This window comes from Thalassobaculum sp. (assembly GCF_040219615.1).
Lineage (GTDB): Bacteria > Pseudomonadota > Alphaproteobacteria > Thalassobaculales > Thalassobaculaceae > Thalassobaculum_A.
The window spans coordinates 26,252-49,226 of the sequence record NZ_JAVJSE010000011.1 but is presented as its reverse complement, the minus strand read 5'-3'; the positions used below and the strand labels follow the sequence as shown (position 1 = coordinate 49,226).

General features: G+C 69.3%; 21 protein-coding genes and 1 other RNA gene. 15 read left to right on the top strand and 7 right to left on the bottom strand.

What is annotated here, in order from left to right:
- Window positions 1-2 precede the first annotated feature (2 nt).
- From RIC31_RS07500 to RIC31_RS07490, 3 genes are all read left to right on the top strand, one after another.
- A complete protein-coding gene (locus RIC31_RS07500; protein ID WP_350104741.1) occupies window positions 3-1,013 on the top strand; it encodes an MlaD family protein in 1,011 nt (336 codons plus the stop codon).
- The gene (locus RIC31_RS07495; RefSeq protein WP_350104740.1) at window positions 1,010-1,639 is read left to right on the top strand and encodes an ABC-type transport auxiliary lipoprotein family protein; all 630 of its coding nucleotides are present in this window, start codon (window positions 1,010-1,012) and stop codon (window positions 1,637-1,639) included. Before RIC31_RS07500 ends, RIC31_RS07495 begins: the two co-directional genes overlap by 4 nt.
- A gap of 109 nt (window positions 1,640-1,748) precedes the next feature.
- Window positions 1,749-3,074: an aspartate aminotransferase family protein gene (locus tag RIC31_RS07490; RefSeq protein ID WP_350104739.1), complete on the top strand. Its 1,326-nt coding sequence runs from the start codon at window positions 1,749-1,751 to the stop codon at window positions 3,072-3,074.
- Between the two features lie 3 nt (window positions 3,075-3,077).
- Here RIC31_RS07490 and RIC31_RS07485 read toward each other — a convergent pair whose 3' ends face one another.
- Window positions 3,078-3,488, bottom strand: a complete 411-nt coding sequence (locus RIC31_RS07485; RefSeq protein ID WP_350104738.1) for a response regulator — start codon at window positions 3,486-3,488, stop codon at window positions 3,078-3,080.
- 303 nt (window positions 3,489-3,791) lie between these two features.
- On the opposite strand from RIC31_RS07485, the gene RIC31_RS07480 reads away from it, so the two are divergent.
- The 5 genes from RIC31_RS07480 (at window position 3,792) to RIC31_RS07460 (ending at window position 9,684) form a co-directional block, all read left to right on the top strand.
- Complete coding sequence (locus RIC31_RS07480) at window positions 3,792-4,778, top strand: TAXI family TRAP transporter solute-binding subunit (RefSeq protein WP_350104737.1); 987 nt, start codon at window positions 3,792-3,794, stop codon at window positions 4,776-4,778.
- Between the two features lie 108 nt (window positions 4,779-4,886).
- The gene (locus RIC31_RS07475) at window positions 4,887-7,517 is read left to right on the top strand and encodes a TRAP transporter permease (protein WP_350104736.1); all 2,631 of its coding nucleotides are present in this window, start codon (window positions 4,887-4,889) and stop codon (window positions 7,515-7,517) included.
- Between the two features lie 47 nt (window positions 7,518-7,564).
- On the top strand, window positions 7,565-7,993 hold the full coding sequence (locus tag RIC31_RS07470; RefSeq protein WP_350104735.1) for a universal stress protein: 429 nt from the start codon (window positions 7,565-7,567) through the stop codon (window positions 7,991-7,993).
- A 128-nt stretch (window positions 7,994-8,121) separates the two neighbouring features.
- Window positions 8,122-9,258 carry a SpbR family protein gene (gene spbR, locus RIC31_RS07465; protein ID WP_350104734.1) on the top strand — a complete coding sequence of 379 codons (1,137 nt, stop codon included), beginning with the start codon at window positions 8,122-8,124 and terminating at the stop codon, window positions 9,256-9,258.
- Between the two features lie 129 nt (window positions 9,259-9,387).
- Window positions 9,388-9,684, top strand: coding sequence for an eL13 family ribosomal protein (locus tag RIC31_RS07460; RefSeq protein ID WP_350104733.1), 297 nt, complete (start codon window positions 9,388-9,390; stop codon window positions 9,682-9,684).
- 105 nt (window positions 9,685-9,789) lie between these two features.
- On the opposite strand, the gene RIC31_RS07455 is transcribed toward RIC31_RS07460, so the two are convergent.
- The 4 genes from RIC31_RS07455 to ssrA form a co-directional block, all read right to left on the bottom strand.
- Window positions 9,790-10,422 carry an alpha/beta family hydrolase gene (locus tag RIC31_RS07455; RefSeq protein WP_350104732.1) on the bottom strand — a complete coding sequence of 211 codons (633 nt, stop codon included), beginning with the start codon at window positions 10,420-10,422 and terminating at the stop codon, window positions 9,790-9,792.
- Window positions 10,423-10,438: 16 nt separating this feature from the next.
- A complete protein-coding gene (locus RIC31_RS07450) occupies window positions 10,439-12,049 on the bottom strand; it encodes a fumarate hydratase (RefSeq protein ID WP_350104731.1) in 1,611 nt (536 codons plus the stop codon).
- A gap of 52 nt (window positions 12,050-12,101) precedes the next feature.
- Complete coding sequence (locus RIC31_RS07445) at window positions 12,102-12,578, bottom strand: SspB family protein (protein WP_350104730.1); 477 nt, start codon at window positions 12,576-12,578, stop codon at window positions 12,102-12,104.
- A 92-nt stretch (window positions 12,579-12,670) separates the two neighbouring features.
- Window positions 12,671-13,043, bottom strand: a transfer-messenger RNA (tmRNA) gene (gene ssrA / locus RIC31_RS07440).
- A 54-nt stretch (window positions 13,044-13,097) separates the two neighbouring features.
- Between ssrA and RIC31_RS07435 the strand changes: the two genes are divergently transcribed.
- Together RIC31_RS07435 and RIC31_RS07430 are read left to right on the top strand one after the other, a co-directional pair.
- Window positions 13,098-13,892, top strand: a complete 795-nt coding sequence (locus RIC31_RS07435) for a thymidylate synthase (RefSeq protein WP_350104729.1) — start codon at window positions 13,098-13,100, stop codon at window positions 13,890-13,892.
- An 84-nt stretch (window positions 13,893-13,976) separates the two neighbouring features.
- On the top strand, window positions 13,977-15,482 hold the full coding sequence (locus RIC31_RS07430; RefSeq protein ID WP_350104728.1) for a tetratricopeptide repeat protein: 1,506 nt from the start codon (window positions 13,977-13,979) through the stop codon (window positions 15,480-15,482).
- 40 nt (window positions 15,483-15,522) lie between these two features.
- Here the strand turns inward: RIC31_RS07430 and RIC31_RS07425 are convergent, their stop codons facing one another.
- Complete coding sequence (locus tag RIC31_RS07425) at window positions 15,523-17,034, bottom strand: hypothetical protein (protein ID WP_350104727.1); 1,512 nt, start codon at window positions 17,032-17,034, stop codon at window positions 15,523-15,525.
- Between the two features lie 63 nt (window positions 17,035-17,097).
- Here RIC31_RS07425 and RIC31_RS07420 point away from each other — a divergent pair, with 63 nt between their 5' ends.
- Window positions 17,098-17,592 carry a dihydrofolate reductase gene (locus RIC31_RS07420; protein ID WP_350104726.1) on the top strand — a complete coding sequence of 165 codons (495 nt, stop codon included), beginning with the start codon at window positions 17,098-17,100 and terminating at the stop codon, window positions 17,590-17,592.
- A 4-nt stretch (window positions 17,593-17,596) separates the two neighbouring features.
- Here RIC31_RS07420 and RIC31_RS07415 read toward each other — a convergent pair whose 3' ends face one another.
- Window positions 17,597-18,781: an Mrp/NBP35 family ATP-binding protein gene (locus RIC31_RS07415; protein WP_350104725.1), complete on the bottom strand. Its 1,185-nt coding sequence runs from the start codon at window positions 18,779-18,781 to the stop codon at window positions 17,597-17,599.
- 153 nt (window positions 18,782-18,934) lie between these two features.
- Between RIC31_RS07415 and hflK the strand changes: the two genes are divergently transcribed.
- From hflK to RIC31_RS07395, 4 genes are all read left to right on the top strand, one after another.
- Window positions 18,935-20,104 (top strand): FtsH protease activity modulator HflK, encoded by a 1,170-nt coding sequence (gene hflK, locus RIC31_RS07410; RefSeq protein WP_350104724.1) that lies wholly within the window; start codon window positions 18,935-18,937, stop codon window positions 20,102-20,104.
- Window positions 20,104-21,003, top strand: coding sequence for a protease modulator HflC (gene hflC / locus RIC31_RS07405; RefSeq protein WP_350104723.1), 900 nt, complete (start codon window positions 20,104-20,106; stop codon window positions 21,001-21,003). Before hflK ends, hflC begins: the two co-directional genes overlap by 1 nt.
- Window positions 21,004-21,018: 15 nt before the next feature.
- Complete coding sequence (locus RIC31_RS07400; RefSeq protein ID WP_350104722.1) at window positions 21,019-21,204, top strand: DUF2065 domain-containing protein; 186 nt, start codon at window positions 21,019-21,021, stop codon at window positions 21,202-21,204.
- 238 nt (window positions 21,205-21,442) lie between these two features.
- Entirely contained in the window at window positions 21,443-22,888 is a 1,446-nt protein-coding gene (locus tag RIC31_RS07395; protein ID WP_350104783.1) for a DegQ family serine endoprotease, read from the top strand.
- Window positions 22,889-22,975 lie beyond the last annotated feature (87 nt).

Genomic DNA, 22,975 nt, shown 5'->3' with positions numbered 1-22,975 from the left:
GAATGGAGACCCGGGCGGGTTACGTACTGGTCGGCGCCTTCGTCCTGGTGCTGTTCCTGGGCGGGCTGGGGCTGGCGGTCTGGTTCGGCGACCTGCGTCTCGACCGGCAGGCGACCGACTATCGGATCGAGTTCGACGGCTCGGTCGGCGGCCTGTCGGTCGGCAGCCCGGTGCGCTACCGCGGGGTGCCGGTCGGCTCGGTGACCGGAATCCAGATCGCCCCGGCCAATGTCGAGAAGATCCAGGTCGACCTGGAGGTCGACGCTACGCTGCCGATCAAGGCCGACATGTACGCCACCCTGGAATCCCAGGGGCTGACCGGGGTCGGATTCATCCAGATCCAGGGCGGGTCGCAAGCCGCGCCGCTGCTGCCGGCGGCGGTCGACGGGCAGCCGCCGACGATCCCGTCGCGGGCGTCGCGCCTGGAGAAGGTGTTCGAGTCGGCGCCCGAGATCGCCAGCCAGCTGGTGGTCCTGACGGCACGTCTGCAGGGCTTCTTCAGCCAGGAGAACCAGGATTCGGTGACCGAGATCCTGCGCAACCTTGCGGTGCTGTCCGCCAGTCTCGGGCGGCGTACCGGCGACATCGAGGCGGCGGTGGTCGACGGGGCCGCGGCGGCGTCCGAGGTTCGCTCGGCGATGGCCGAACTGGTGCCGCTGATCCGCGACATCCGGGGCAGCTTCGCGACCATCACCGACGAGATCGCGGTGACGCTGTCGGCGGCGCGCGGCACCGTCTCCGGCATCGACGTCGAGATCGGCCGCCTGTCCGAGCGGCTGAGCGCGACCACCGAGAAGATCGGCGGCACCGCCACCCAGCTGGAGGCGTTGGTGGCCGAGGCGCGGCCCGGCATGCGGGACTTCTCGAACTCGGGGCTCTACGAACTCACCCAGTTCCTGATCGAGGCGCGGGTGCTGGTCGGCAGCCTCGACCGTGTGGTCCGGCAGATCGACCGCGACCCGAAACAGTTCCTGTTCGGCCGCCGGGAGGGCCAGGTGGAGACACAGCAATGACGACGCATCGCCCGACCCGCCGCATCCTGTTGCTCGGGGGCGCCGGCCTGGCGCTCGCCGGGTGCTCCGGCCTTCCGATCGGCGGGCCGGCCCCGACGCTCTATACGCTCTCGCCGAAGAGCACCTTTCCAGCGGACCTGCCGACCGTCTCGCGGCAGCTCGGGGTCGACCGGCCGTCGTCGCCGGCGGCGCTCGCCACCACCCGGATTGCCGTGGCACGGGGGCCGTACACCATCGACTACTACGCCGGCGCGCGCTGGATCGACGAGGCCCCGGACATGGTCCAGCGGCTGCTCATCGAATCCTTCGAGAACAGCAAGCGCATCGTCGGCGTCGGCCGCGAGTCGGTGACGCTGCGGTCGGACATCGTGCTCCAGGTCGAACTGCGCGAGTTCCAGGCGGAGTACCTCGAAGGCGCGCAAGTGCCTACGATTCGCGTCCGGATCAACGTCAAGCTGGTCCGCATGCCGCAGCGGCACATCGTGGCGGCGACGACCGTGGAACGAACGCTGCCGGCTCCGGACAATCGGATGACGTCGATCGTCGCGACCTTCGACGAGGTGCTCGGCAAGGTGCTGCGCGAGATCGTGGTGTGGACCCTGGGCAACCCGGCGATCAACGCCTGAGCGGCCGGGATCGTCAGCGGACCGGCCGCTCAGGCGTGCTTGACCTGTCCCGGGCGCCGGGCGTTGACTGCCCCTGACGGAGCGCCGGCTCGGCCGGCAGGAGGCCCTCATGACCCACGTGTTCCATCGCCAGACCAAGTCGGTCCCCCCGGTCGCCACCCGCGGCGATGGCGTCTACATCGTCGACAAGTCCGGCAAGCGCTACCTGGACGCGTCGGGCGGGGCCGCGGTCTCCTGCCTCGGTCACAGCGACGCCCGGGTCATCGGCGCCATCAAGGCGCAGCTCGACGCCATTCCCTACGCCCACACCGGGTTCTTCACCAACGAGCCGATGGAGCAGCTGGCTGACTTCCTGGCCGATGCCGCGCCCGGCAACCTGGACATGGTGTATTTCGTGTCCGGCGGCTCCGAGGGTGTCGAGGCGGCGCTGAAGATGGCCCGGCAGTACTATCTCGAGGTCGGCCAGCCGGACCGCTACCGGATCATCGCGCGGCGCCAGAGCTACCATGGCAACACCCTCGGGGCGCTGTCGATCGGCGGCAACGAGTGGCGGCGCGAGCAGTTCCGGCCCCTCCTGATCGACGCCACCCACGTGGCTCCCTGCTACGAGTACCGCGACCGCCGCGACGGCGAGACCCTGGAGGAATACGGCATCCGGGCCGCCGACGAGCTGGACGCGGCGATCCGCGCCGCCGGGCCGGAGACGGTTGCGGCCTTCGTGTGCGAGCCGGTCGTCGGCGCCACCGCCGGCGCGGTACCCGCGGTGCCCGGGTATCTGAAGCGGATCCGCGAGATCTGCGACCGGCACGGGGTGCTGCTGATCTTCGACGAGGTGATGTGCGGCATGGGCCGGACCAGCCACCTGTTCGCCTGCCAGGAGGACGGCGTGGCGCCGGACCTGCTGGTCATCGCCAAGGGCCTGGGCGCCGGCTACCAGCCGATCGGTGCGGTCCTGGTCGATGCCCGGATCTACGCCGCGATCCGCGACGGCTCCGGGTTCTTCCAGCATGGCCATACCTATATGGGTCATCCGGCCGCCTGCGCCGCCGGCCTGGCCGTGCAGCACGTCATCCGCGACGACAACCTGCTGGACAACGTGCGGGAGCGCGGCGCGGAGCTGCGGCAGGCGCTGGAATCGCGCTTCGGCAACAATCCCTATGTCGGCGACATCCGCGGGCGCGGCCTGTTTCTCGGCATCGAGATGGTCGCCGACCGCGCCACCAAGGAGCCGTTCGACCCGGGCCGCCGGCTGAACGCCGCCATCAAGCGCGAAGCCCTGGAGCGGGGCCTGATGGTCTACCCGATGGGCGGGACGATCGACGGTCGCCGTGGCGATCACGTGCTGGTGGCGCCACCGTTCATCATCGACAGGTCCCAGATCGGCGAGATCGTCGAGCGGCTCGGCGACGCGGTCGACGCCGCCCTGGCCGGCTGACGCTCACCCGTTCAGGCAACGCTCCAGGTCGGCCGGGGTGACCGGCTTCGCCAGCGCGCCCGCGACCCGGATCGACAGGGCGGTCGCCAGGGAACCGAGGGTCTGCAGGTAGTCCTGGCCGAAACCGGAGACGATGATCAGTCGCCCGCGGAAGGCGACGTCGCCGAGCAGGCGGATGACCTCGAAGCCGTCGAGCTCGGGACCCAGGATGATGTCGAGAATCAGGACGTCGTCCGTGCCGGCGTCCGCGATGGCGTCCGCGATGGCGGTCCGGTCGGGCTGCACCTCGACCGGGCGGTAGCCCAGGTGTTCGGCATAGGCAGCCACCAACTGCCGGGTCAGGTCGTCGTCGTCCACGACGAACGCGGCCCGCCCGGCCTTCTCGCTCGAGCGCTCTGGATCATTGCCCGTCATGGCACTGTCGTATAGCGGTCACGCCGTTTTGGTCGAGTTATTGGTGGAATTGCTCGCTTTTTGCGCGACCCAACCGCATTTCCGGGCCGAGTGCAAGCACTTGCGGATCAGGGCGCGGGGCCGGCCCGCGTTGACGCGGATAAGCCAGAATGAGCATAGTTAGGCCGGGGTTTGCAGGACAAAGAGGCCCCGGCGCGACCGAGAAGCGAAAAGCCACGGTCGCCGGACAGGTGAGGCAGTCCCAGGGAGGGGCTCCCGTCACCGGAATACAGATGAGAAACGGGAGAGTTCGGAGGACTTCTTATGAAGCGACTTCTTGCTACGACATTTGCTGTCGCGCTGGGCGCCGGCGCGCTGGTAGCGGCCGGCACCGAGGGGGCCTCGGCCGCCGATCAGCGGTTCATTTCGATCGGCACCGGCGGGGTGACCGGGGTGTACTACCCGACCGGCGGCGCGATCTGTCGCCTGGTCAACAAGGACCGCAAGGAACACGGCATTCGCTGCTCGGTGGAATCCACCGGCGGGTCGACCTACAACGTCAACACGATCCGCGCGGGCGAACTGGAGTTCGGCGTCGCCCAGTCCGACGTGCAGTACTACGCCTACACCGGCACCGGCGACTTCGCGAGCGCCGGCCCGTTCAAGGAACTGCGCAGCGTGTTCTCGGTGCATGCCGAGCCGGTGACGATCGTGGCCCGCAAGGACGCCAAGATCGTCAACTTCGAGGATCTGAAGGGCAAGCGGGTCAATATCGGCAACGCCGGTTCCGGTACCCGCAGCACCTGGGAAGTGATCGAGAAGGCGGTCGGCTGGCAGCGCAGCGACCTGAAGCTGGCGGCCGAGCTGAAGTCGGCGGAAACCGGCCAGGCGATCTGCGACAACAAGATCGACGCTTATTTCTGGCTGGTCGGTCACCCGGCGGCACTGGTCCAGGAGACCGTGTCGACCTGTGAGGCCAACCTGGTCAACGTCACCGGCCCGGTCTTCGACAAGCTGGTCTCCGAGAACCCGTACTACCGCCACGCCAAGATCCCGGGCGGCATGTATCCGGGCAACCCGAACGACACCAACACCTTCGGCGTCGGCGCGACCTTCGTCAGCTCGGCGGCGGTGCCGGACGACGTGGCCTACGTGGTCGCCAAGGCTGTCATGAGCAACCTGGACGACTTCAAGAAGCTGCATCCGGCCTTCGCCAATCTGCAGGCGGAGGAGATGGTGAAAGCGTCGCTGTCGGCGCCGCTGCATCCGGGTGCCGAGAAGGCCTACAAGGAACTCGGCCTGCTCAAGTAACCGTCGCCGGCCGGGGGCCCGAATGGCCCCCGGCCGGTTCGGCCGGTACCAACAATACGACGACCGGGAACGACATAAGCCGACGCCTGAAGTCGGCCGGGGGGCATGATGAGTTCAGAGCGCGACGCGAGGCACGCCGAGATCGACCTGCAGGACCTGGTCGCCTCGAGCGACACGGGCAGCCGCAATCCGACGGGGCCGATCGGGGTGTTCCTCGCCGGCCTGGCGCTGGTCTGGTCGCTGTTCCAGCTCTACATCTCCTCGGACATTCCCTACGCCCTGACCGACCTGCTGAAGATCAACGTGATCTTCAACTCGGACGAGGCGCGCTCGGTTCATCTGGCGTTCGCGCTCTCCCTGGCGGCGTTCTCCTATCCGCTGTTCAAGAACTCCCCGCGCGACCGCGTGCCCTGGTACGACTGGGTGCTGGCCGTGATCGGCGTCGCCTGTTGCCTGTACCTGATCGTCGAGAAGGGCAACATCGCGTACCGGGCGGGGTTGCCCACCACCGGCGATCTCATCGTGTCGACCTTCGGGCTCGCGGTTCTGATGATCGCGACCTACCGGTCGCTCGGCCTGCCGCTGGTGATCGTGGCCTCGGTGTTCCTGGTCTACGTGTTCTTCGGGGACCAGCCGTTCATCCCCGAGGTGATCCAGTGGAAGGGCGCGTCCTACGGCAAGGCGATGTGGCACTTCTGGATGCAGACCGAGGGCGTCTTCGGCGTCGCGCTCGGGGTCTCGGCGTCCATGGTTTTCCTGTTCGTGCTGTTTGGCTCGCTGCTCGACAAGGCCGGGGCCGGCAACTACTTCATCCAGGTCGCGTTCGCACTGCTCGGCCATCTGCGCGGCGGCCCGGCCAAGGCGGCGGTGGTGTCGTCGGCCATGACCGGCCTGATCTCCGGCTCCTCGATCGCCAACACCGTGACCACCGGCACCTTCACGATCCCGCTGATGAAGCGGGTCGGCTTCCCGGCCGAGAAGGCCGGCGCGGTCGAGGTGGCGTCCTCGGTGAACGGCCAGATCATGCCGCCGGTCATGGGGGCCGCGGCGTTCCTGATGGTGGAATACGTCGGCGTCACCTACCTGGACGTGGTGAAGCACGCCATCCTGCCGGCCTCGATCTCCTACATCGCGCTGCTGTACATCGTGCACCTCGAGGCCCTGAAGTCGGGGATGAAGGGTCTGCCCAAGCCGGGCCCGATGCGCTCCGGCCTGCAGAAGCTGCTGGGTGCCCTGACCGGGTTCCTGTCCATGGCGATCACCGCGGCGGTGATCTACTACGGCCTGGGCTGGACCAAGCAGGTGTTCCCCGACGCCACCTTCGAGGCGATGGTGGTGCTGTTCCTGGCGGTGTACGTGGGCCTGGTGGCGCTGGCCGCGCGCTATCCGGACCTGGAACTCGACGACCCGAACGCACCGGTCAGCGTACTGCCGGCGGCCGGGCCGACGCTGATGACCGGCCTGTACTACCTGGTCCCGATCGTCGTGCTGGTCTGGAACCTGATGATCGAGCGGCTGTCGCCGGGGCTGTCGGCCTACTGGGCGACCGTGGCGCTGATCTTCATCCAGCTGACCCAGGACCCGCTGAAGGCCCTGTTCCGCAAGTCCGGCGACTATGCCGGGGCGTTCCGGCGCGGCTTCGCGAGCGTCATCGAGGGGCTGATCGCCGGCGCCCGCAACATGATCGGCATCGCCGTGGCGACCGGTGCCGCCGGCATCATCGTCGGGACGATCTCGCTGACCGGTGCGCATCAGGTCATGGGCGAGTTCATCGAGTTCCTGTCCGGCGGCAACCTGATGGCCATGCTCGTGCTGGTGGCGATCTTCAGCCTGATCCTCGGGATGGGCCTGCCGACCACCGCCAACTACATCGTGGTGTCGTCGCTGATGGCCGCCGTGGTCGTGGACGTCGGCGCCCAGAACGGCCTCCTGGTGCCGCTGATCGCGGTCCACCTGTTCGTCTTCTACTTCGGGATCATGGCGGACGTGACGCCGCCGGTCGGTCTCGCCTCGTTCGCGGCGGCGGCGATCTCCGGTGCCGATCCCATCAAGACCGGCGTGACCGCGTTCTACTACTCGCTGCGGACCGTGGCGCTGCCGTTCCTGTTCATCTTCAACACCGACCTGCTGCTGATCAACGTGACGGCCTGGGAGGCGGTCTACGTGTTCGTGGTCGCGACGGTCGCGATGATGCTGTTCGCGGCCGGGACCCAGGGCTATTTCTTCGCCCGGAACAAGGCCTGGGAGGCGGTGGCCCTGCTGCTGATCGCGTTCACCCTGTTCCGGCCCGGATTCTGGCTGGACCTGGTCGCGCCGCCGTTCCACCAGGAGGATCCGGCGAAGATCGTCGAGTTTGCCGAGGCCGAGCCGTCCGACGACGGGATGCGGATCGTCGTCGAGGGGCCGTCGATCAAGTACGCCGACAAGACCGAGACGATCACCTTCCTGTTGCCGCTCGGCCCGAAGGGCGCGGCGGGAGCCGAGCGGCTGAAGGCCCAGGACCTGCATGTCGCGGTCGAGGACGGCGTCGCCAGGCTCGAGGAGCCGTTCCAGCCGACCAGTGTTCCCGGCAGCAAGCTGCTCGACTTCGATTTCTACGGCGATCAGCCGGTCCGGGTGGTCGCGATCGAGGTGCCGACCGAGCGGATCGCGAAGGAGGTCTTCTACATTCCGGCGCTCCTGCTGCTCGCCCTGGTGATCATGCTGCAGCGACGCCGAACCGACGTGCCGGCGTTCTAGACGCGCCGGCAGCCTAGGCGGCCGAGAAACCGAGGGAGGGCGGCGCGATGTACGCCGATATCATGCTGGCGGTGGACCTGGTGCACCCGGGAACCCAGATGAAGGCCGTCGCCACGGCGGTGGAGTTGGCGCGGACCTTCGGGGCGCGGATTCACGTCATCACCGTGGTGCCGGACTACGGGATGAGCCTGGTGGGTGGATTCTTCACCAAGGAGCACGAGCGTCAGGCGATCGACGCCGCCAACAAGGCGCTTCACGATTTCACCGCCGAGAACCTGCCGAAGGAAATCAAACTTCAACATATCGTCGGCCATGGTACGATCTACCAGGAGATCCTGCGGTATGCGGCAGATACCGGATGCGACTTGATCGTGCTGGCGTCGCACCGACCGGAGCTTGAGGACTACCTGCTTGGACCGAATGCCGCCCGTGTCGTGCGGCATGCCCGGTGTTCGGTCATGGTGGTCCGGGACTGACGGCTCGGGGCTCGGCAACATTTCGTTAACATGCTGCCGCTAGCCTCTCCCGTGCCGGGCGGAAGCTTGGCCGTCTGGAGGTTTGAGAGATGAGCGGATCTAAGCCCTCGGCTGGACAGGGAGCGAGGTTGCCGACGGCAGCGCTGGTAGCGAAGCTGTCGAAGGACAGTTCGCCGTCCGCTCGGGCCGAGGTCGCCGAGACGGTCGGGATCGCTCTGGACACAGGCGCGCTGGCCGAGGGCGAGCGTCGGCTCGCGACCGACATCGTCCGGCGCCTGGCGGTCGACCTCGAACGGCAGGTGCGCGAGACTCTCGCCCAGGCTGTGCGCCGAACCCCCGACCTGCCGCATGACGTGGCCCTGCTCCTCGCCCGCGACATCGCCAGCGTCGCAACCCCCGTGCTCTCGGAGTCGAGCGTCCTCACGGACAGCGACCTGGTCGACCTGGTGGTCGGCGAGGACGAGACCAAGCAGCTGGCGGTCGCCGCGCGTCCGTCGCTGTCCGAGGTGGTCGCCGATGCGCTGGTGGCGCACGGCTCGGAAGACGTGGTTGTGGCGGTGGTCTCGAACCCCGGGGCCGAACTCGCCGAGCCGACCCTCGACCTCGCCCTTGACCGGTTCCCGGACAGCGAGCGCGTGCACGCGCCGATGATCGCGCGCGACGCCCTGCCGGTCGCTGTGGCCGAGCGGCTGGTCGCGGTGGTGTCGGAGCGGCTGAAGAGCGAGCTGGTCAGACGCCACGCCCTGCCGTCGGATCTGGCAACCGACCTGATCCTCGAGAGCCGCGAGCGCGCCACGCTTGCACTGGTGGACGACAACTCCTCGCCGGAGCGGGTCGAGGATCTGGTCCGCTCGCTCGCGACCGGTGGCCGCCTGAACTCGTCGATCATCGTGCGGGCCGCCTGCGTCGGCGACATGGCGTTCGTCGAGACGGCCCTGGCGGTGATGGCCGGCGTCCCGGTCGACAATGCCGGCCGCCTGGTTCACGACGCCGGTCGACGCGGCCTGGAGGCACTGGCCGAGAAGGCCGGGATCGCGGCGCGCGACAAGGTTGTATTGCGGGCGGCCATCGAGACGGTCGACGAGACCGAGTTGGGCGACGGACCGGCCGACCGCGACCGGTTCGCCGAGACTGTGATCGAGCGGGTGCTCACCCGGTTCGACGCCGACGAGCCGGGGGTCAGCGAGGAAGACGTCCAGTACTTGATTAAAAAGCTTGAGAATTACGTTTCGCATCGCCCCGAGCCGGCTGCGTCGCAGGCTTGAGGAGACGGTCGCCGCCGTGCCCGACCGAATCATCGTCGACCGGGGCGACAGGGGGACTTCTAAAGCTCGCGCAGACGCGGTAAGATTGCGCAGTTGCTTTCTGCAACCGTCGAGCTGGGGAGTCTCGATGTGAGCATTCAGACCATCGAAGCGAATGACTGGGATCAGTCGGCGGCACGGGTCGCTCTGCGGCGGACCGTAGTCGTCCTGGCGCTGGCCGCCGTGATCGTCGGGCCCATCCTCATCGGCGGGGTTGTCGGCTGGATGACGACCCGCGAGGCGGGGCCGATTCTGGGAGAGGACGGCTGGCTGCGGACCCGGTCGAGTATCGCCAGTACCGGTGCCGGCTTTCCGCTGGTGTCCGCCGGCGAACTGGAAGCGGCGGGGCTGAGCCTCGACGAGGCCCGCAAGATCCTGCGGCGCTGATCCCGTTCCGCCGAACCGGCGGGGATGGATCCGAGGAACCGACCGGCTTTGCGTCGACCGGTGTCGTTCGTCGAACCCCATGGTCGACGCCGACCGGCCAGACGCTCAGGCAGGGAGTGTGCCGAGGAAGCGGTCGACCGCCACTGCCGCCTCGTCGAGTGCGGAGTCGTGGTCGCGCCCGCTGCTCCTGCGCGGCTTCAGGTCGTGGTCGCCGTCGTCGATCCAGGTGACCGAGACCGACGGCGAAAGCCGGTAGCCGGCGACGTCGGCGGCCGTGCCGAACGGGTCGCGGGTGCCCTGGACGACCAGGGCCGGCACGGCCAGGCCGGCAAGGTGTTCGACCCGGGTGCGTTCCGGCTTGCCCGGCGGGTGGAACGGGTAGCCGAGGCAGACCAGCCCGCGGGCGCCATCCTCGGCGGCCAGCAGCGACGCCATCCTTCCGCCCATCGACTTCCCGCCGATCACCAGCCGCTGCCCGCCGCCCAGGGCGTCGACCACCCGACGCCAGCAGGCCAGCAGCGCCGGTTGCCGGTCCGGCGGACGGCGGCGTCCGTCGAGCCGGCGCGCCGCCATGTAGGGAAACTCGAAGCGCACGACGCGATGGCTCCGGGCGGCCAGCCGCGCCGCCATCGCGGTCATGAACGGGCTGTCCATCGGCGCCCCGGCGCCGTGCGCGAGCACGACGGTGACGGCCGCGCCGCCCGGCCCGTCGACCAGCAGGTCGGGGACGGCCTCCACGGCGCGGAGCCCCCGGTCAGATGCCGGAGAAGAAGTCGTTGCCCTTGTCGTCGACGACGATGAAGGCCGGGAACTTCTCGACCTCGATCCGCCAGACCGCCTCCATGCCGAGTTCCGGGAACTCCTGGACCTCGACCTTCTTGATGGAGTTCAGCGCCAGCTTGGCGGCGGCGCCGCCGACCGAGCCGAGATAGAAGCCGCCGTGCTTCTTGCAGGCCTCGCGCACCATCGGCGAGCGGTTGCCCTTGGCCAGCGTCACGAAGCTGCCGCCGGCCGCCATGAACGGCTCGACATAGCTGTCCATGCGGCCGGCCGTGGTCGGCCCGAACGCGCCCGAGGCATAGCCGGGCGGGGTCTTGGCCGGCCCGGCGTAGTAGATCGGGTGGTTCTTGACGTAGTCCGGCAGCGGTTTGCCGGCGTCGATCAGCTCCTGCAGCTTGGCGTGCGCGATGTCGCGCGCCACGATCATCGGGCCGGTCAGCGAGACCCGGGTCTTGATCGGATACTGCGACAGGGTCCGGCGGATCTCCTCCATCGGACGCGTCAGGTCGATCTCGACCGCGTCGGCGGTCAGCGCGGCCTCGTCGATGTCCGGCAGGTACTTCGCCGGATCGGCCTCCAGCCGCTCCAGGTAGATGCCGTCGCGGGTGATCTTGGCGGTCGCCTGGCGGTCGGCCGAGCACGACACCCCGATGCCGATCGGGCAGCTGGCGCCGTGCCGCGGCAGCCGGATCACCCGGACGTCGTGGCAGAAATACTTGCCGCCGAACTGCGCGCCGATGCCCATGTCGCGGGTCATCTGCAGGATCTTCTGCTCCCACTCCAGGTCGCGGAAGGCGTGGCCGCTCTCGGAGCCGGCCGTCGGCAGCCCGTCGAGGTAGCGGGTCGAGGCCAGCTTGACGGTCTTCAGGTTGAACTCGGCCGAGGTGCCGCCGATCACGATCGCCAGGTGATAGGGCGGGCAGGCCGCGGTGCCGAGGGTGCGGATCTTCTCGTCCAGGAACTTGGCGAGGCTGTCCGGGTTCAGGACCGCCTTGGTCTGCTGGAACAGGAAGGTCTTGTTGGCCGAGCCGCCGCCCTTCTGGATGAACAGGAACTTGTAGGCGTCGCCCTTGTCGGCATAGAGCTCGATCTGCGCCGGCAGGTTGGATGCGGTGTTCTTCTCTGCGAACATGTCGAGCGGGGCGAGCTGGCTGTAGCGCAGGTTGGTGTTGACGTAGGTGTTGAACACCCCGCGCGACAGCGCCTCCTCGTCGTCGAAGCCGGTGAAGATGTTCTGGCCCTTCTTGCCCATGACGATGGCGGTGCCGGTGTCCTGGCACATCGGCAGCACGCCGCCGGCGGCGATCGAGGCGTTCTTCAGCAGGTCGTAGGCAACGAACCGGTCGTTCGGCGAGGCGTCGGGATCGTCGAGGATGTTGCGCAGCTGCTGGAGGTGGCCGGGGCGCAGCAGGTGGGAGATGTCCTTGAACGCCTGCTCGGCGAGCAGGGTGAGGCCCTCCGGCTGGACGCTGACCACCTCGCGTCCGCCGAGCGAGGCGACCGACACATGGTCGGATGTCAGCTTGCGGTAATCGGTGGTGTCGGGGCCGAGCGGGAACATCTCGGTGAAATCGAACGCCGCCATCGGGGGTCCTCTCGGGCAGGAGGCGGCGCCGGGGTCCGGGCGCCGGCCGGGATCACTTCTTCTTGCGGAAATGGTCGAGCGAGACGACCTCGCCGGTGCCGCCGTCGGCCGGCGCGTCGCCGCCGCCGTCCGGGGGCGTCGGGTCCGGGTCGCTGTCGCCGGATCCGGCTGCGCTGGAGTCCTGGAACTGCAGGCCGAACTGCACCGACGGGTCGGCGAATCCGGACAGCGCCTCGAACGGCACCAGCAGGCGCTCACGCACGTCGTTGAAGCTCAGCATCACCGAGAACCGGCGGTCTTCGACCTCCAGATTCCAGTACTGGTACTGCAGGACGATGGTCATCTCGTCGGGGTAGCGCTCGACCAGATAGCTCGGGATCTCGACCCCGGGAGCCCGGGTCTTGAAGGTCAGATAGAAATGGTGATTGCCCGGCAAGCCGTGCTCGACAGCCCGCAGCAGGGCGTCGCGGACGACACCGCGCAGGGCGTTCTCGACCATCAGGTCGTATCGGAAAAGATCTTCCGCCATCGGCTCTCATGCACTCGGGACGTCCCGCCAATGAACACCACCGACCGGCGGGCCTCAAGGCAAAACTTCGGACAGCGGCGGGAGAGCGGGGAAGTGCGGGCCTTCTGTTGCTAGGCGGCCCGCGAGCCCCACGTTACGACGCTAACCGCAACGGATTGTTCGGGGTTCCTTACCGCTTAAGCAGCGGCGCGGAGCTCCCCAGCATAGTTGTCATTCGCAACTATAAAGTAGCCCGATAACGGTGGTACCATACCGAGCGAAAAGACGGCCTTTACCACGCGCGTCGATCCTGTTTCGCCCCCATGAGCCCCGGCCGGATCCATTCGGATCGGCCGGAGGAATTTGGTGGAGGCGCCGGGTACTGCCCCCGGGTCCGCTACGCTTATTCCGTCGCCCGTTTATCGCCATAGTCGACCGTCGCCGACGCTCGTACATATAGGCGGTTCGTGGCCGCGATGAAAGGGGGACCGTCACGCCGGGCGACTCGGTTATGCTGTCAGCCTCGTGACGGAGGAGCGCATGCGTCAGTACCTCGACCTGATGGACCGCGTGATGACGGACGGCACGCTCAAGGGCGACCGGACCGGCACCGGCACGCGTAGCGTGTTCGGGCACCAGATGCGGTTCGACCTGCGCGAGGGGTTCCCGATGGTGACCACCAAGCGGCTGCACATGAAATCGATCGTCCATGAGTTGCTGTGGTTTCTGGCCGGCGACACCAACGTGCGCTACCTGCAGGACCACGGGGTCCGGATCTGGAACGAATGGGCCGGGCCGGATGGCGACCTCGGCCCGGTCTACGGCAAGCAGTGGCGGAGCTGGGCGGCTCCCGACGGCGGGACCGTGGACCAGATCGCCACGCTGCTGGAGCAGATCCGCAAGAACCCCAACTCGCGCCGCCTGATCGTCTCCGCGTGGAACGTCGGCGAACTCGATGCCATGGCGCTGGCCCCCTGCCATTGCCTGTTCCAGTTCTACGTCGCGGACGGCCGGCTCTCCTGCCAGCTCTACCAGCGCAGCGCCGACGTGTTCCTCGGCGTGCCGTTCAACATCGCATCCTATGCCCTGCTGACGCACATGATCGCCCATGTGACCGGGCTCGGGGTCGGCGACTTCGTGCACAGCTTCGGCGACGCCCATCTCTATCTGAACCATCTCGAGCAGGCGCGCGAACAGCTCGGACGCGAACCGCTGCCGTTGCCCCGGCTGTGGCTGAACCCGGAGGTCGACGACCTGTTCGGCTTCGGTTTCGACGACATCCGGATCGACGGCTACGAGTCGCATCCCCACATCTCCGCCCCCGTCGCAGTCTGAGATCGCCCATTCGCCATGCCTCGTCGTGAAGACCCCCTAGCCGAAGGTGACCGGCTCGCCCGCGCCGGCGAGCGCGAGAAGGCCGTGGAGGCCTACGACTCCGCGGTCGACGGTGCACCGATCACCGCACGGGCCCGGGCCGCCGACGTGCTGCTCGAGCTCGGACGCCTGGACGCAGCGCTGGAACGTGCCGAGGCGGCGTGGCGGGTGGCGCCGGAGGCACCCGAGGCGCTGCTGCTCATGGGCCGGGTGGCCTGGCGCGCACGCGCGGTCCGCGAGGCCCTGACCTGCCTGGACCGCATCCCCGAGGACTCGCCGCTGTGGCCGGAGGCCCAGGCCGAGCGTGCCGAGGCGCTGCTCGCCGGGCGACGGGCGGACGAGGCCTACGACGACCTGCGGCGGGCGCTGAAACAGCACAGCGATACCCCGGCACTCTGGCTGTCGCTCGGCCATGTGCTGATGACGCTCGAACGGCTGGAAGAGGCGGAGGACGCGTATCGCCAGACCATCGAACGGCTGCCGAACTCCGGGCGCGGCCTTGCCGGACTCGCCGACGTCTGCCTGCGTCTGGGGCGTCCGGACGAGGCGGTGGCGGCGGGCGAACGCGCCGTCGAGGTGTCGCACGGCGACCCGGTGGCGCGCACGGTGCTCGCGAACGCCCTGCTCGCCGTCGGGCGCCACGAGGAGGGATGGGCGGCCTACGAGGCGCGGTTCGACGCATACGCGCTGGATCACCGGGTCGGCGTCAAGGCGCGCAGCTTCGAGACGCCGGGCTGGAACGGCAGCGCGCTCGCCGATTCCTCGATCCTGGTCTGGGGCGAGGGTACGCCGTCGGACGAGGTCAGCTTCGCCGCCCTGCTGCCGGCGCTGCGCGAGCAGAACCCGAGCGCGCTGGTCCTGGAATGCGATCCGCGGCTGCAGGTTCTGTTTCAGCGCTCGTTCCCGGAAGCGGAGGTGGTCGCGCGGACGACGCCGCCCGACCCCGAACTGGCCGACCGGTTCCTGAACTGGCAATGCGCGTCCGGCGGCCTCGCCCATCGGCTGCAGGCCTACCGCAAGGACTACGCGGGAATCCCCCGCGGCTATCTGCTGGCGGACGAGGGCAAGCGCGAGCGCTGGCGGAACCGCTGGGCCGAAGGGGCGTCGGGACGGGTGATCGGGTTGGCGTGGCGGCATCCCGACGCCGAGGCCGACCGCCGGTCCGTGCCGTTCCGCCCGCTGCTCGACGCCCTGTCGGCCAGCGGCCGGGTCCTGGTCTCCCTGCAACGCGGGATGAGCGACGAGGAACGGTCGACCGCGGCCGACCGGGTCCGCATCGAGCCGGACCCGGACGCCAACGACGTCGACGATCTGGCGGCCCGGGCGGCGGCCTGCGACGTGGTGGTCACCGTCGACTCGCTGGTCGCCCACCTGGCCGCCGGATGCGGCGTCGACACCCGCGTCCTGCTGGACGCCGGCGCCGATGCGCGCTGGGGGGCCGGCCGTGCGAAGACACCGTGGTATCCGTCCGCCCGGCTGTACTGGCAGGGCGTGGACGGCGGCTGGACCAGCGCCATCAAGCGATGCGGGCGGGCGGTCGACGGCGGCTGAACGATCGGCTTGGACCGCCTGGGCCGCGGGGCCCCGGCGTTCAGGGGGCGTCGGCCAGGGCCGCCGCGACCGCGGCCACCGGTGCCAGCCAGTCGCCCGGCGCCGTCTGACGGAACAGCCGCATCGTCGGGTACCAGGGCGTGCGCTCGCCGTGCCCCCAGTACCACATCAGACCGGGACCCCGGCTGAGCAGCACCCAGGTCGGGACCCCGAGGGCACCGGCGAGCTGTGCGGTGGTCGAGCCGGTGGTGATCACCAGGTCCATGGCGGCGACCAGGGCGGCGGCGCCGTCCAGGTCGTCGAAAAGGTCGACGTCGGATGTGCGCACTTCGCGGCCGGCGGCCTGGCCGGCCTCGGCGATCTCGGCGGCGACGTCGCCGTATTGAAGGTTGACGAAGGTGACGCCGGGAACCCGCAGGATCGGCGCCCAGTCGACCAGCCGGGTGCTCTTGAACCCGCCGAAGGCGGCGTTCTTGCTGCGCCAGCAGACGCCGACCAGCCGGTGCGCCGGTTCCGCCAGTGCCGTTCTGAGCGCGCCGACCCGGTCCGGATCGGCGGCCAGGTAGGGCGGGGCCTCCGCTCCGGCCGGCGACGGGCTTCCCAGGACCGCCGGCAGGGAGGCGATCTCGACGGCCGCCGCCGCCGCTGTGGCGATGACCGCGCGTTCGTCGGCCAGCGGTCCGTGCACGTCGCGGAACCGGCGGGCGGCGACCAACGGGAGCGCCGGATGGCTGCGCCGGACCAGGGGATGCAGCTTGCCGTCGAGCTCGACGGCGACGACCGGCGCACGGGCGGCCAGGGCCGGCAGGAAGCGCAGGAACAGAATCTGCTCGCCGATGCCCTGTTCGGCCAGTACGGCGACCGGCCGGCCGGCCGCCTCCGCGGTCCAGCGCGGCAGCCGGTGGCGACGCCGGATGTGGTCGGGGATCGTCGGGTCCAGTCGCGCCTCGTAGGCCGGCCAGCCCTCGGACCAGCGCTCGAGGCCGAGCAGTGTTACGGCCCGGTTGAGCCGCAGCTGCGGAGCGGCGTCACCGCGCGTCGCATGGGTATCCAGGGCCGCCAGGGCGGCCTCGGGCCGTCCGAGGTGATGCAGTGCCTCGGCCCGGTTGCCGATCGCCTGCGGATGACCGGGGGCGAGCAGCAGCGCCCGGGCCGCCGAGCGCTCGCCGGGCGCGAACGCCAGGCCGGCGATCAGGCAGCCGGAATGGCTGGCGAGGGCGTCGGGCTGCGCCGGCAGCAGCAGCAGGGAGCGCCGCAGCGCCGCGTCGGCGCCAACCGGATCGCCGGCCCGCAGCCGGGCCGAGCCCAGGGCGGCGGCGACCGGGGCTGCGTCGGGCAGCGACGCGGCGGCCCGCTCGAGGTCTTCCGAGGCACCGCCCGGATCGCCGGCCTCGAGCCGCAGCAGGCCCCGCAGATAGCGCGCCTGAACGGCGTCGGGCGCCGCCGCCAGGGCCCGATCCAGCAGCGCCAGGGCGGCATGGCGCCGGCCGGCGCGGGCTTCCCGCAGGGCCTTGGCGGTCAGGTCGGCCGGTTCGCTCGCAGGCTCGGTCATGCGGCTTGCGTCCAACGGCTCGGCCGCCGATCCTGGCGCCCTGCCGACAAGCTGGAGTTCGTCATGCCGTCCATCGTCGTCGTCGCGGCCGTCGCCCGCAACCATGTCATCGGCGCCGCCGGCGACCTGCCGTGGCGGCTGCCGGCCGACCTGCGGCGGTTCAAGGCCATCACCGTCGGCAAGCCGATGGTGATGGGCCGCAAGACCTACGAGTCGATCGGGCGGCCGCTGCCGGGGCGCCGGATCATCGTCGTGACCCGCGACCCTTCGTGGTCGGCGCAGGGCGCCGAGACGGCCGCGTCGCTGGAAGCGGCGCTCGAGATGGCCCGGACCGGCGCGCCCGAGGAGATCGTGATCGGCGGCGGCGGCGAGATCTATGCCCAGGCGCTGCCGCTCGCCGATCGCCTGCGGCTGACCTGGGTCGAAGCGGAGCCGCCCGGCGACGCGCTGTTCCCGGAAGTCGATCCGCGGATGTGGCGCGAGACCGCGCGCGAGCCGCATCCGGCCGAGGACGGCCGCCCGGCCTTCAGCTTCGTCGACTACGCGCGGGCCCGCTGACCGCTCACTCGAACACGATCTTCGGCTGCTGCCGGCTGGTGTCGCCCAGGCGCCTGGCGACGTCGCGCCAGACCGCGTCGGCGACCGCCGCGAAGGCGGTGGCCTGCGGGCTCTCCGGTGCCGCCGCCACGATCGGGGTGCCGGCGTCGCCGGCTTCGCGGATCGCCAGGTGCAGCGGCACCTCGCCGAGGAACGGCACGCCCAGCCGCTCGGCCTCCTGGCGGGCGCCGCCATGGCCGAACACCTCGCTGCGCTCGCCGCAGTGCGGGCACAGGAAATAGCTCATGTTCTCGACGATGCCGAGCACCGGCACGTCGACCCGGCGGAACATGTTCAGCCCCTTGCGGGCGTCCAGCAGGGCGATGTCCTGTGGGGTCGAGACGATCACGGCGCCGGTCAGCGGCACCCGCTGCGCCATGGTCAGCTGGGCGTCGCCGGTGCCCGGCGGCATGTCGACCACCAGGATGTCGAGCTCGCCCCACTCGACGTCCCGCAGCATCTGCTCGAGCGCGCTCATCACCATCGGCCCGCGCCAGATGGTCGGGGTGTCCTCGGCGACCATGAAGCCGATCGACATGCACTTGACCCCGTGATTGACCAGCGGGATCAGGGTCTTGCCGTCCTTGGACTGCGGCTTGTCGCGGATCGCCATCATGCGGGGCAGCGACGGGCCGTAGATGTCGGCGTCGAGCAGCCCGACGCGCAGGCCCTGCATCGCCAGACCGAGCGCCAGGTTGGTCGCCACCGTCGACTTGCCGACGCCGCCCTTGCCGGAAGCGACGGCGACGATCGAGCGGATTCCGGCGATGTCGGGGCGGGCCGGCATCGCGCCCTGGGCCTGGCCATGCGCATGTCCCTGGCCGTGTGAATGGCCGTGGCCTTGCGGCTGCGCCGGCCGGGTCGCCGCACCACCACGCCCGCCGCCCTGCGGGCCGCCGGCGCGGTGGGCGGTCAGCACGGCGGTGACCGACGTGACGCCGTCGAGCGCCAGTACCGCCGCCTCGGCGGCCTTGCGCAGGCCCTCGAGCTGCGGGCCCCGGGCCGGGTCGACCTCGAGCGCGAAACCGATGTTGCCGTCCTTCACGACGAGACCCGAGACGGTCGCCAGATCGCGGAGCGCTCCAGCCCCTTCGGGGTCGACGACCGAGGCCAGCGCCGTATGGATCGTCTGCTCAGAAACCGTTGCCATTCTTGAAATCCCCACGATTTCGACGATATGCCCGTCCACGACGGGGGATGAGCCCCCGCGAGCGGGGACATAGAGCGTCGGGCTCCGCTTTGCAACGCGAGGTGCGCATGCTAAGCCGCCCGACGGTCTGGGTGCGGACGAAAGGATAACGGGATGCCGTGGAGCGATCAGGGCGGCGGCGGACAGGGGCCCTGGGGGGGCGGCGGGTCCGGCGGCGGAGGACGTGGCAATTCACCCTGGGGACGCCCCGGCGGTGGCGGCCCGAACCCCAAGGATATCGAAGACATGCTGCGCCGGAGCCAGCAGCGGTTCCGCGGCATGCTGCCGCGCGGATTCGGGGGCCCGAAGCTGGTCATCCTGGGAATCCTGGTGCTTGTCGGCCTGTGGTTCGCGAACGGCCTGTACCGCGTGCAGCCGAACCAGCAGGGCATCGAGATGGTGTTCGGGCGCTTCACCGGTCTGCCGACCGAGCCGGGCCTGCACTGGAACTGGCCGTCGCCGATCGGCGACGTCTACCTGCCGAACGTGACGCTCGAGAACCGCATCGAAATCGGTTTCCGGTCCAGCGGTGACGGCTCGGCGCGCTCCTCGGGCAGCCGCGACGTGCCGGAGGAGAGCCAGATGATCACCGGGGACGAGAACCTGGTGGACATCGACTTCGTGGTGTTCTGGCGGATCGCCGACGCAGCCAAATACCTGTTCACCCTGCGCGATCCCGACCAGACCGTGAAGGTCGCGGCCGAGGCGGTGATGCGCGACATCATCGGCGGCACCCGGATCCAGGACGCCCTGACCGACCGTCGCGGACCGATCGAGAGCGAATCGCAGGTCCAACTGCAGAAGCTTATGGATGAGTACGGCGCCGGCATCGAAGTCCGGCAGGTCCAGCTGCTGGAGGTCGACCCGCCGAGCCAGGTCATCGACGCGTTCAACGAGGTCACGCGCGCCAAGCAGGACCTGGAGCGCCTGAAGAACGAGGCCGAGGCCTACCGCAACGACGTGGTGCCGCGGGCCCGCGGCGAGGCCGCGCAGATCGTCGAGCAGGCCGACGCCTACCGCCAGGAGGTCGTGAACCGGGCGCAGGGTGACGGCAACCGCTTCGACTCGGTCTATCAGGCTTATCGCCAGTCCAAGGACATCACCACCCAGCGCATCTATCTCGAGACCCTCGAGGAGGTGCTGAGGAACGTGAACAAGGTGATCATCGACGACGGCGCCGGCGGCAACGGCGTGGTGCCGTATCTGCCCTTGCCGGAGGTCCAGAAGCGCATGAGCAAGCCGAACGCCGGCACGGCGCGTCCGACTCAGCAGGGGGGCAACTGATGAACCGCACACTCGCCATCATCGGCGTTGTCGTCATCCTGCTCGGCATCGTCGCCGTGAACTCGATGTTCATCGTCTCGCAGACCCAGCAGGCCCTGGTCCTGCGGCTCGGCGAGCCGCGCCGCCAGATCCAGGATCCGGGACTTCAGCTGAAGATCCCGTTCATCGAGGACGCGGTGTTCTACGAGCGCCGGGCCCTGGACGTCGATCCGCCGAAGCAGCAGGTCATCCTGTCGGACCAGAAGCGCCTGGATGTCGACAGCTACGCCCGCTACCGGATCGTCGACCCGCTGCTGTTCTTCCAGGCTGTGCGGACCGAACGGGAGGCCCGCGCCCGGCTGTCGGCGATCATCAACTCGTCGCTCCGCCGGGTGCTCGGCAGCCAGACCCTGTTCGACATCCTGTCCGAGAAACGGGTCGGGATCATGGCCAACATCCGCTCCGAGGTGAACGGACCGGCGCAGCGCCTCGGCATCGAGATCATCGAGGTGCGGCTGCGGCGGGCCGACTATCCTGACGAGACCCGTGAGAACATCTACAACCGCATGAAATCGGAGCGCGAGCGCGAGGCCAAGGAGTTCCGCGCCCAGGGCTTCGAGCAGGCCCAGAAGATCCGGGCCGACGCCGACAAGCAGCGGGTTGTGATCGTCGCCGAGGCCCAGAAGCAGGCCGAGACCCTGCGCGGCCAGGGCGATGGCGAGGCCATCAAGATCTACGCCGACGCGTTCGGCAAGGATCCGAGCTTCTTCTCGTTCTACCGGTCGATGCAGGCCTACCGGACGGCGATCACCGACAGCGACACGACCACCATGGTGTTGTCGCCGGACAGTGATTTCTTCCGCTACTTCAATTCGATGACCGGTCAGCCGGGATCGGAGACCCCACCCGCCGGGCAGTGAGCCGGGGACGGCGCCGTGCAGGATCTGCTGTCGGCGTTCGCCCTGGTTCTGGTGATCGAGGGGGTGCTGTATGCCGGGTTCCCCACCGTCATGCGACGGGCGTTGGAGGCCGCGATGACCATGCCGGACTCGACGTTGCGGGCGGCGGGGCTGCTGGCGGCAGCCATCGGCGTCGTGGCGCTGTGGCTGATCCGCGGCTGACGGCCCGTCAAATCGCCGCCGCAATCGTCGGGCATTGGAGTAACCTGTAACAGTACGGTGTTCGCAGAGGGGGCGGCGTTGACTGCCGCCGATCGATGACCACCTTTTCAGGTATCCGACCGCGGCACGCGATTGTCCTGAGTCGAGGAGAGGAAGACACCCGATGACGGTTCTGGTTCGAAACGCGGCCGAGGGGGCCGGTCACGGATCGATGCTGCGCTCGGCGGCACGCCTGGGTATGACGGCGGTGCTGGCGCTGGCGCTGGTGGTTCCGGTGACGGCACCGGCGATCGCCAAGGCTCCGCCCAGCAGCTTTGCCGATCTGGCCGAGCGTCTGCTGCCGGCGGTCGTCAACGTGGCGACCACCCAGACGGTCCAGGACCGTGGCCCCAGCATGGACATGCCGCAGTTCCCGCCGGGTTCCCCGTTCGAGGAGTTCTTCAAGGACTTCTTCGAGCGCAACGGCGGCAACCAGCCGCAGCAGCCGCGGCGGGCGCAGTCGCTGGGCTCGGGCTTCCTGATCTCGGCGGACGGGCTCGTGGTGACCAACAACCACGTGATCGCCGACGCCGACGAGATCACCGTCCGACTGTCCGACGACACCGAGTTCCCGGCAAAGCTGCTGGGCACCGATACCAAGACCGACGTGGCTATCCTGAAGATCGATTCCGGCGGTCGCGATCTGCCGCACGTCAAGTTCGGCAACTCGGACGAGTTGCGGGTCGGCGACTGGGTGGTGGCGATCGGCAATCCGTTCGGGCTGGGCGGGACGGTCACCGCCGGCATCGTGTCGGCGCGCGGCCGCGACATCGGTCAGGGTCCGTATGACGATTTCATCCAGACCGACGCCTCGATCAACCGTGGCAACTCCGGCGGCCCGCTGTTCAACCTCGACGGCGACGTGATCGGCATCAACACCGCGATCTTCTCGCAGTCCGGCGGCTCGATCGGCATCGGCTTCGCGATCTCCTCGAAGCTCGCCTCGAACGTGGTCGGTCAGCTGCGCGAGTTCGGCCGCACCCGGCGCGGGTGGCTCGGGGTGCGGATCCAGCAGGTCACCGACGAGGTCGCGGAATCGCTCGGCCTCGACCGCGCGCGCGGCGCGCTGGTCGCCGACGTGACGCCCGACGGTCCCGCCAAGGCGGCCGGCATCCAGGCCGGCGACGTGATCCTGAATTTCGCCGGCCAGGACGTCTCGGAGATGCGCGAGCTGCCGCGGATCGTCGCGGAGACCGAGGTCGGCAAGACCGTCAGCGTGCAGGTCTGGCGCGACGGCAAGCAGGTGGATGTGACCGCCAAGCTCGGGGAACTGGAAGCGGCCGAGCAGGCCAGCCTCAAGCAGGAGCCGGAAACCCCGCCCGCGGCCAAGGGCGATTTCGGCCGGGTGGACTCGCTTGGCCTTGGACTCGCCACGCTGACGCCGCAATTGCGTGCTGAATATTCCATAGGCGATCAGGTGGAAGGTGTCGTCGTCACCGAGGTCGACCCGGCCGGCACCGCCGGCGAGAAGGGTCTCCGCCCGGGCGATGTCATCGTCGAGGTCGCACAGGATGAGGTTCGTTCCCCTGATGATGTCGATCGCGGCGTGAAGTCCGCGACGGAAAAGGGTCGCAAGTCCGTTCTGTTGTTGATCGAGCGACAGGGCGAGAAGCGTTTCGTTGCGCTCCGCATTGACAAGGGCTGATCCCCCCGCCCCCCGTAGGCCCTGTTTTGCGGAGTGTGAGGCGGCGCCGGTCTTCGGACCGGCGCCGTTCTCGTTTCGGGGTACCGG

What these genes read in the sequence shown, in the direction of transcription:
- RIC31_RS07500 (WP_350104741.1), top strand. Translation starts at nt 3, where the DNA reads ATGGAGACCCGGGCGGGTTACGTACTGGTCGGCGCCTTCGTCCTGGTG.
- RIC31_RS07495 (WP_350104740.1), top strand. Translation starts at nt 1,010, where the DNA reads ATGACGACGCATCGCCCGACCCGCCGCATCCTGTTGCTCGGGGGCGCC.
- RIC31_RS07490 (WP_350104739.1), top strand. Translation starts at nt 1,749, where the DNA reads ATGACCCACGTGTTCCATCGCCAGACCAAGTCGGTCCCCCCGGTCGCC.
- RIC31_RS07485 (WP_350104738.1), bottom strand. Translation starts at nt 3,488, where the DNA reads ATGACGGGCAATGATCCAGAGCGCTCGAGCGAGAAGGCCGGGCGGGCC.
- RIC31_RS07480 (WP_350104737.1), top strand. Translation starts at nt 3,792, where the DNA reads ATGAAGCGACTTCTTGCTACGACATTTGCTGTCGCGCTGGGCGCCGGC.
- RIC31_RS07475 (WP_350104736.1), top strand. Translation starts at nt 4,887, where the DNA reads ATGAGTTCAGAGCGCGACGCGAGGCACGCCGAGATCGACCTGCAGGAC.
- RIC31_RS07470 (WP_350104735.1), top strand. Translation starts at nt 7,565, where the DNA reads ATGTACGCCGATATCATGCTGGCGGTGGACCTGGTGCACCCGGGAACC.
- RIC31_RS07450 (WP_350104731.1), bottom strand. Translation starts at nt 12,049, where the DNA reads ATGGCGGCGTTCGATTTCACCGAGATGTTCCCGCTCGGCCCCGACACC.
- RIC31_RS07445 (WP_350104730.1), bottom strand. Translation starts at nt 12,578, where the DNA reads ATGGCGGAAGATCTTTTCCGATACGACCTGATGGTCGAGAACGCCCTG.
- RIC31_RS07435 (WP_350104729.1), top strand. Translation starts at nt 13,098, where the DNA reads ATGCGTCAGTACCTCGACCTGATGGACCGCGTGATGACGGACGGCACG.
- RIC31_RS07425 (WP_350104727.1), bottom strand. Translation starts at nt 17,034, where the DNA reads ATGACCGAGCCTGCGAGCGAACCGGCCGACCTGACCGCCAAGGCCCTG.
- RIC31_RS07420 (WP_350104726.1), top strand. Translation starts at nt 17,098, where the DNA reads ATGCCGTCCATCGTCGTCGTCGCGGCCGTCGCCCGCAACCATGTCATC.
- RIC31_RS07415 (WP_350104725.1), bottom strand. Translation starts at nt 18,781, where the DNA reads ATGGCAACGGTTTCTGAGCAGACGATCCATACGGCGCTGGCCTCGGTC.
- hflK (WP_350104724.1), top strand. Translation starts at nt 18,935, where the DNA reads ATGCCGTGGAGCGATCAGGGCGGCGGCGGACAGGGGCCCTGGGGGGGC.
- hflC (WP_350104723.1), top strand. Translation starts at nt 20,104, where the DNA reads ATGAACCGCACACTCGCCATCATCGGCGTTGTCGTCATCCTGCTCGGC.
- RIC31_RS07395 (WP_350104783.1), top strand. Translation starts at nt 21,443, where the DNA reads ATGACGGCGGTGCTGGCGCTGGCGCTGGTGGTTCCGGTGACGGCACCG.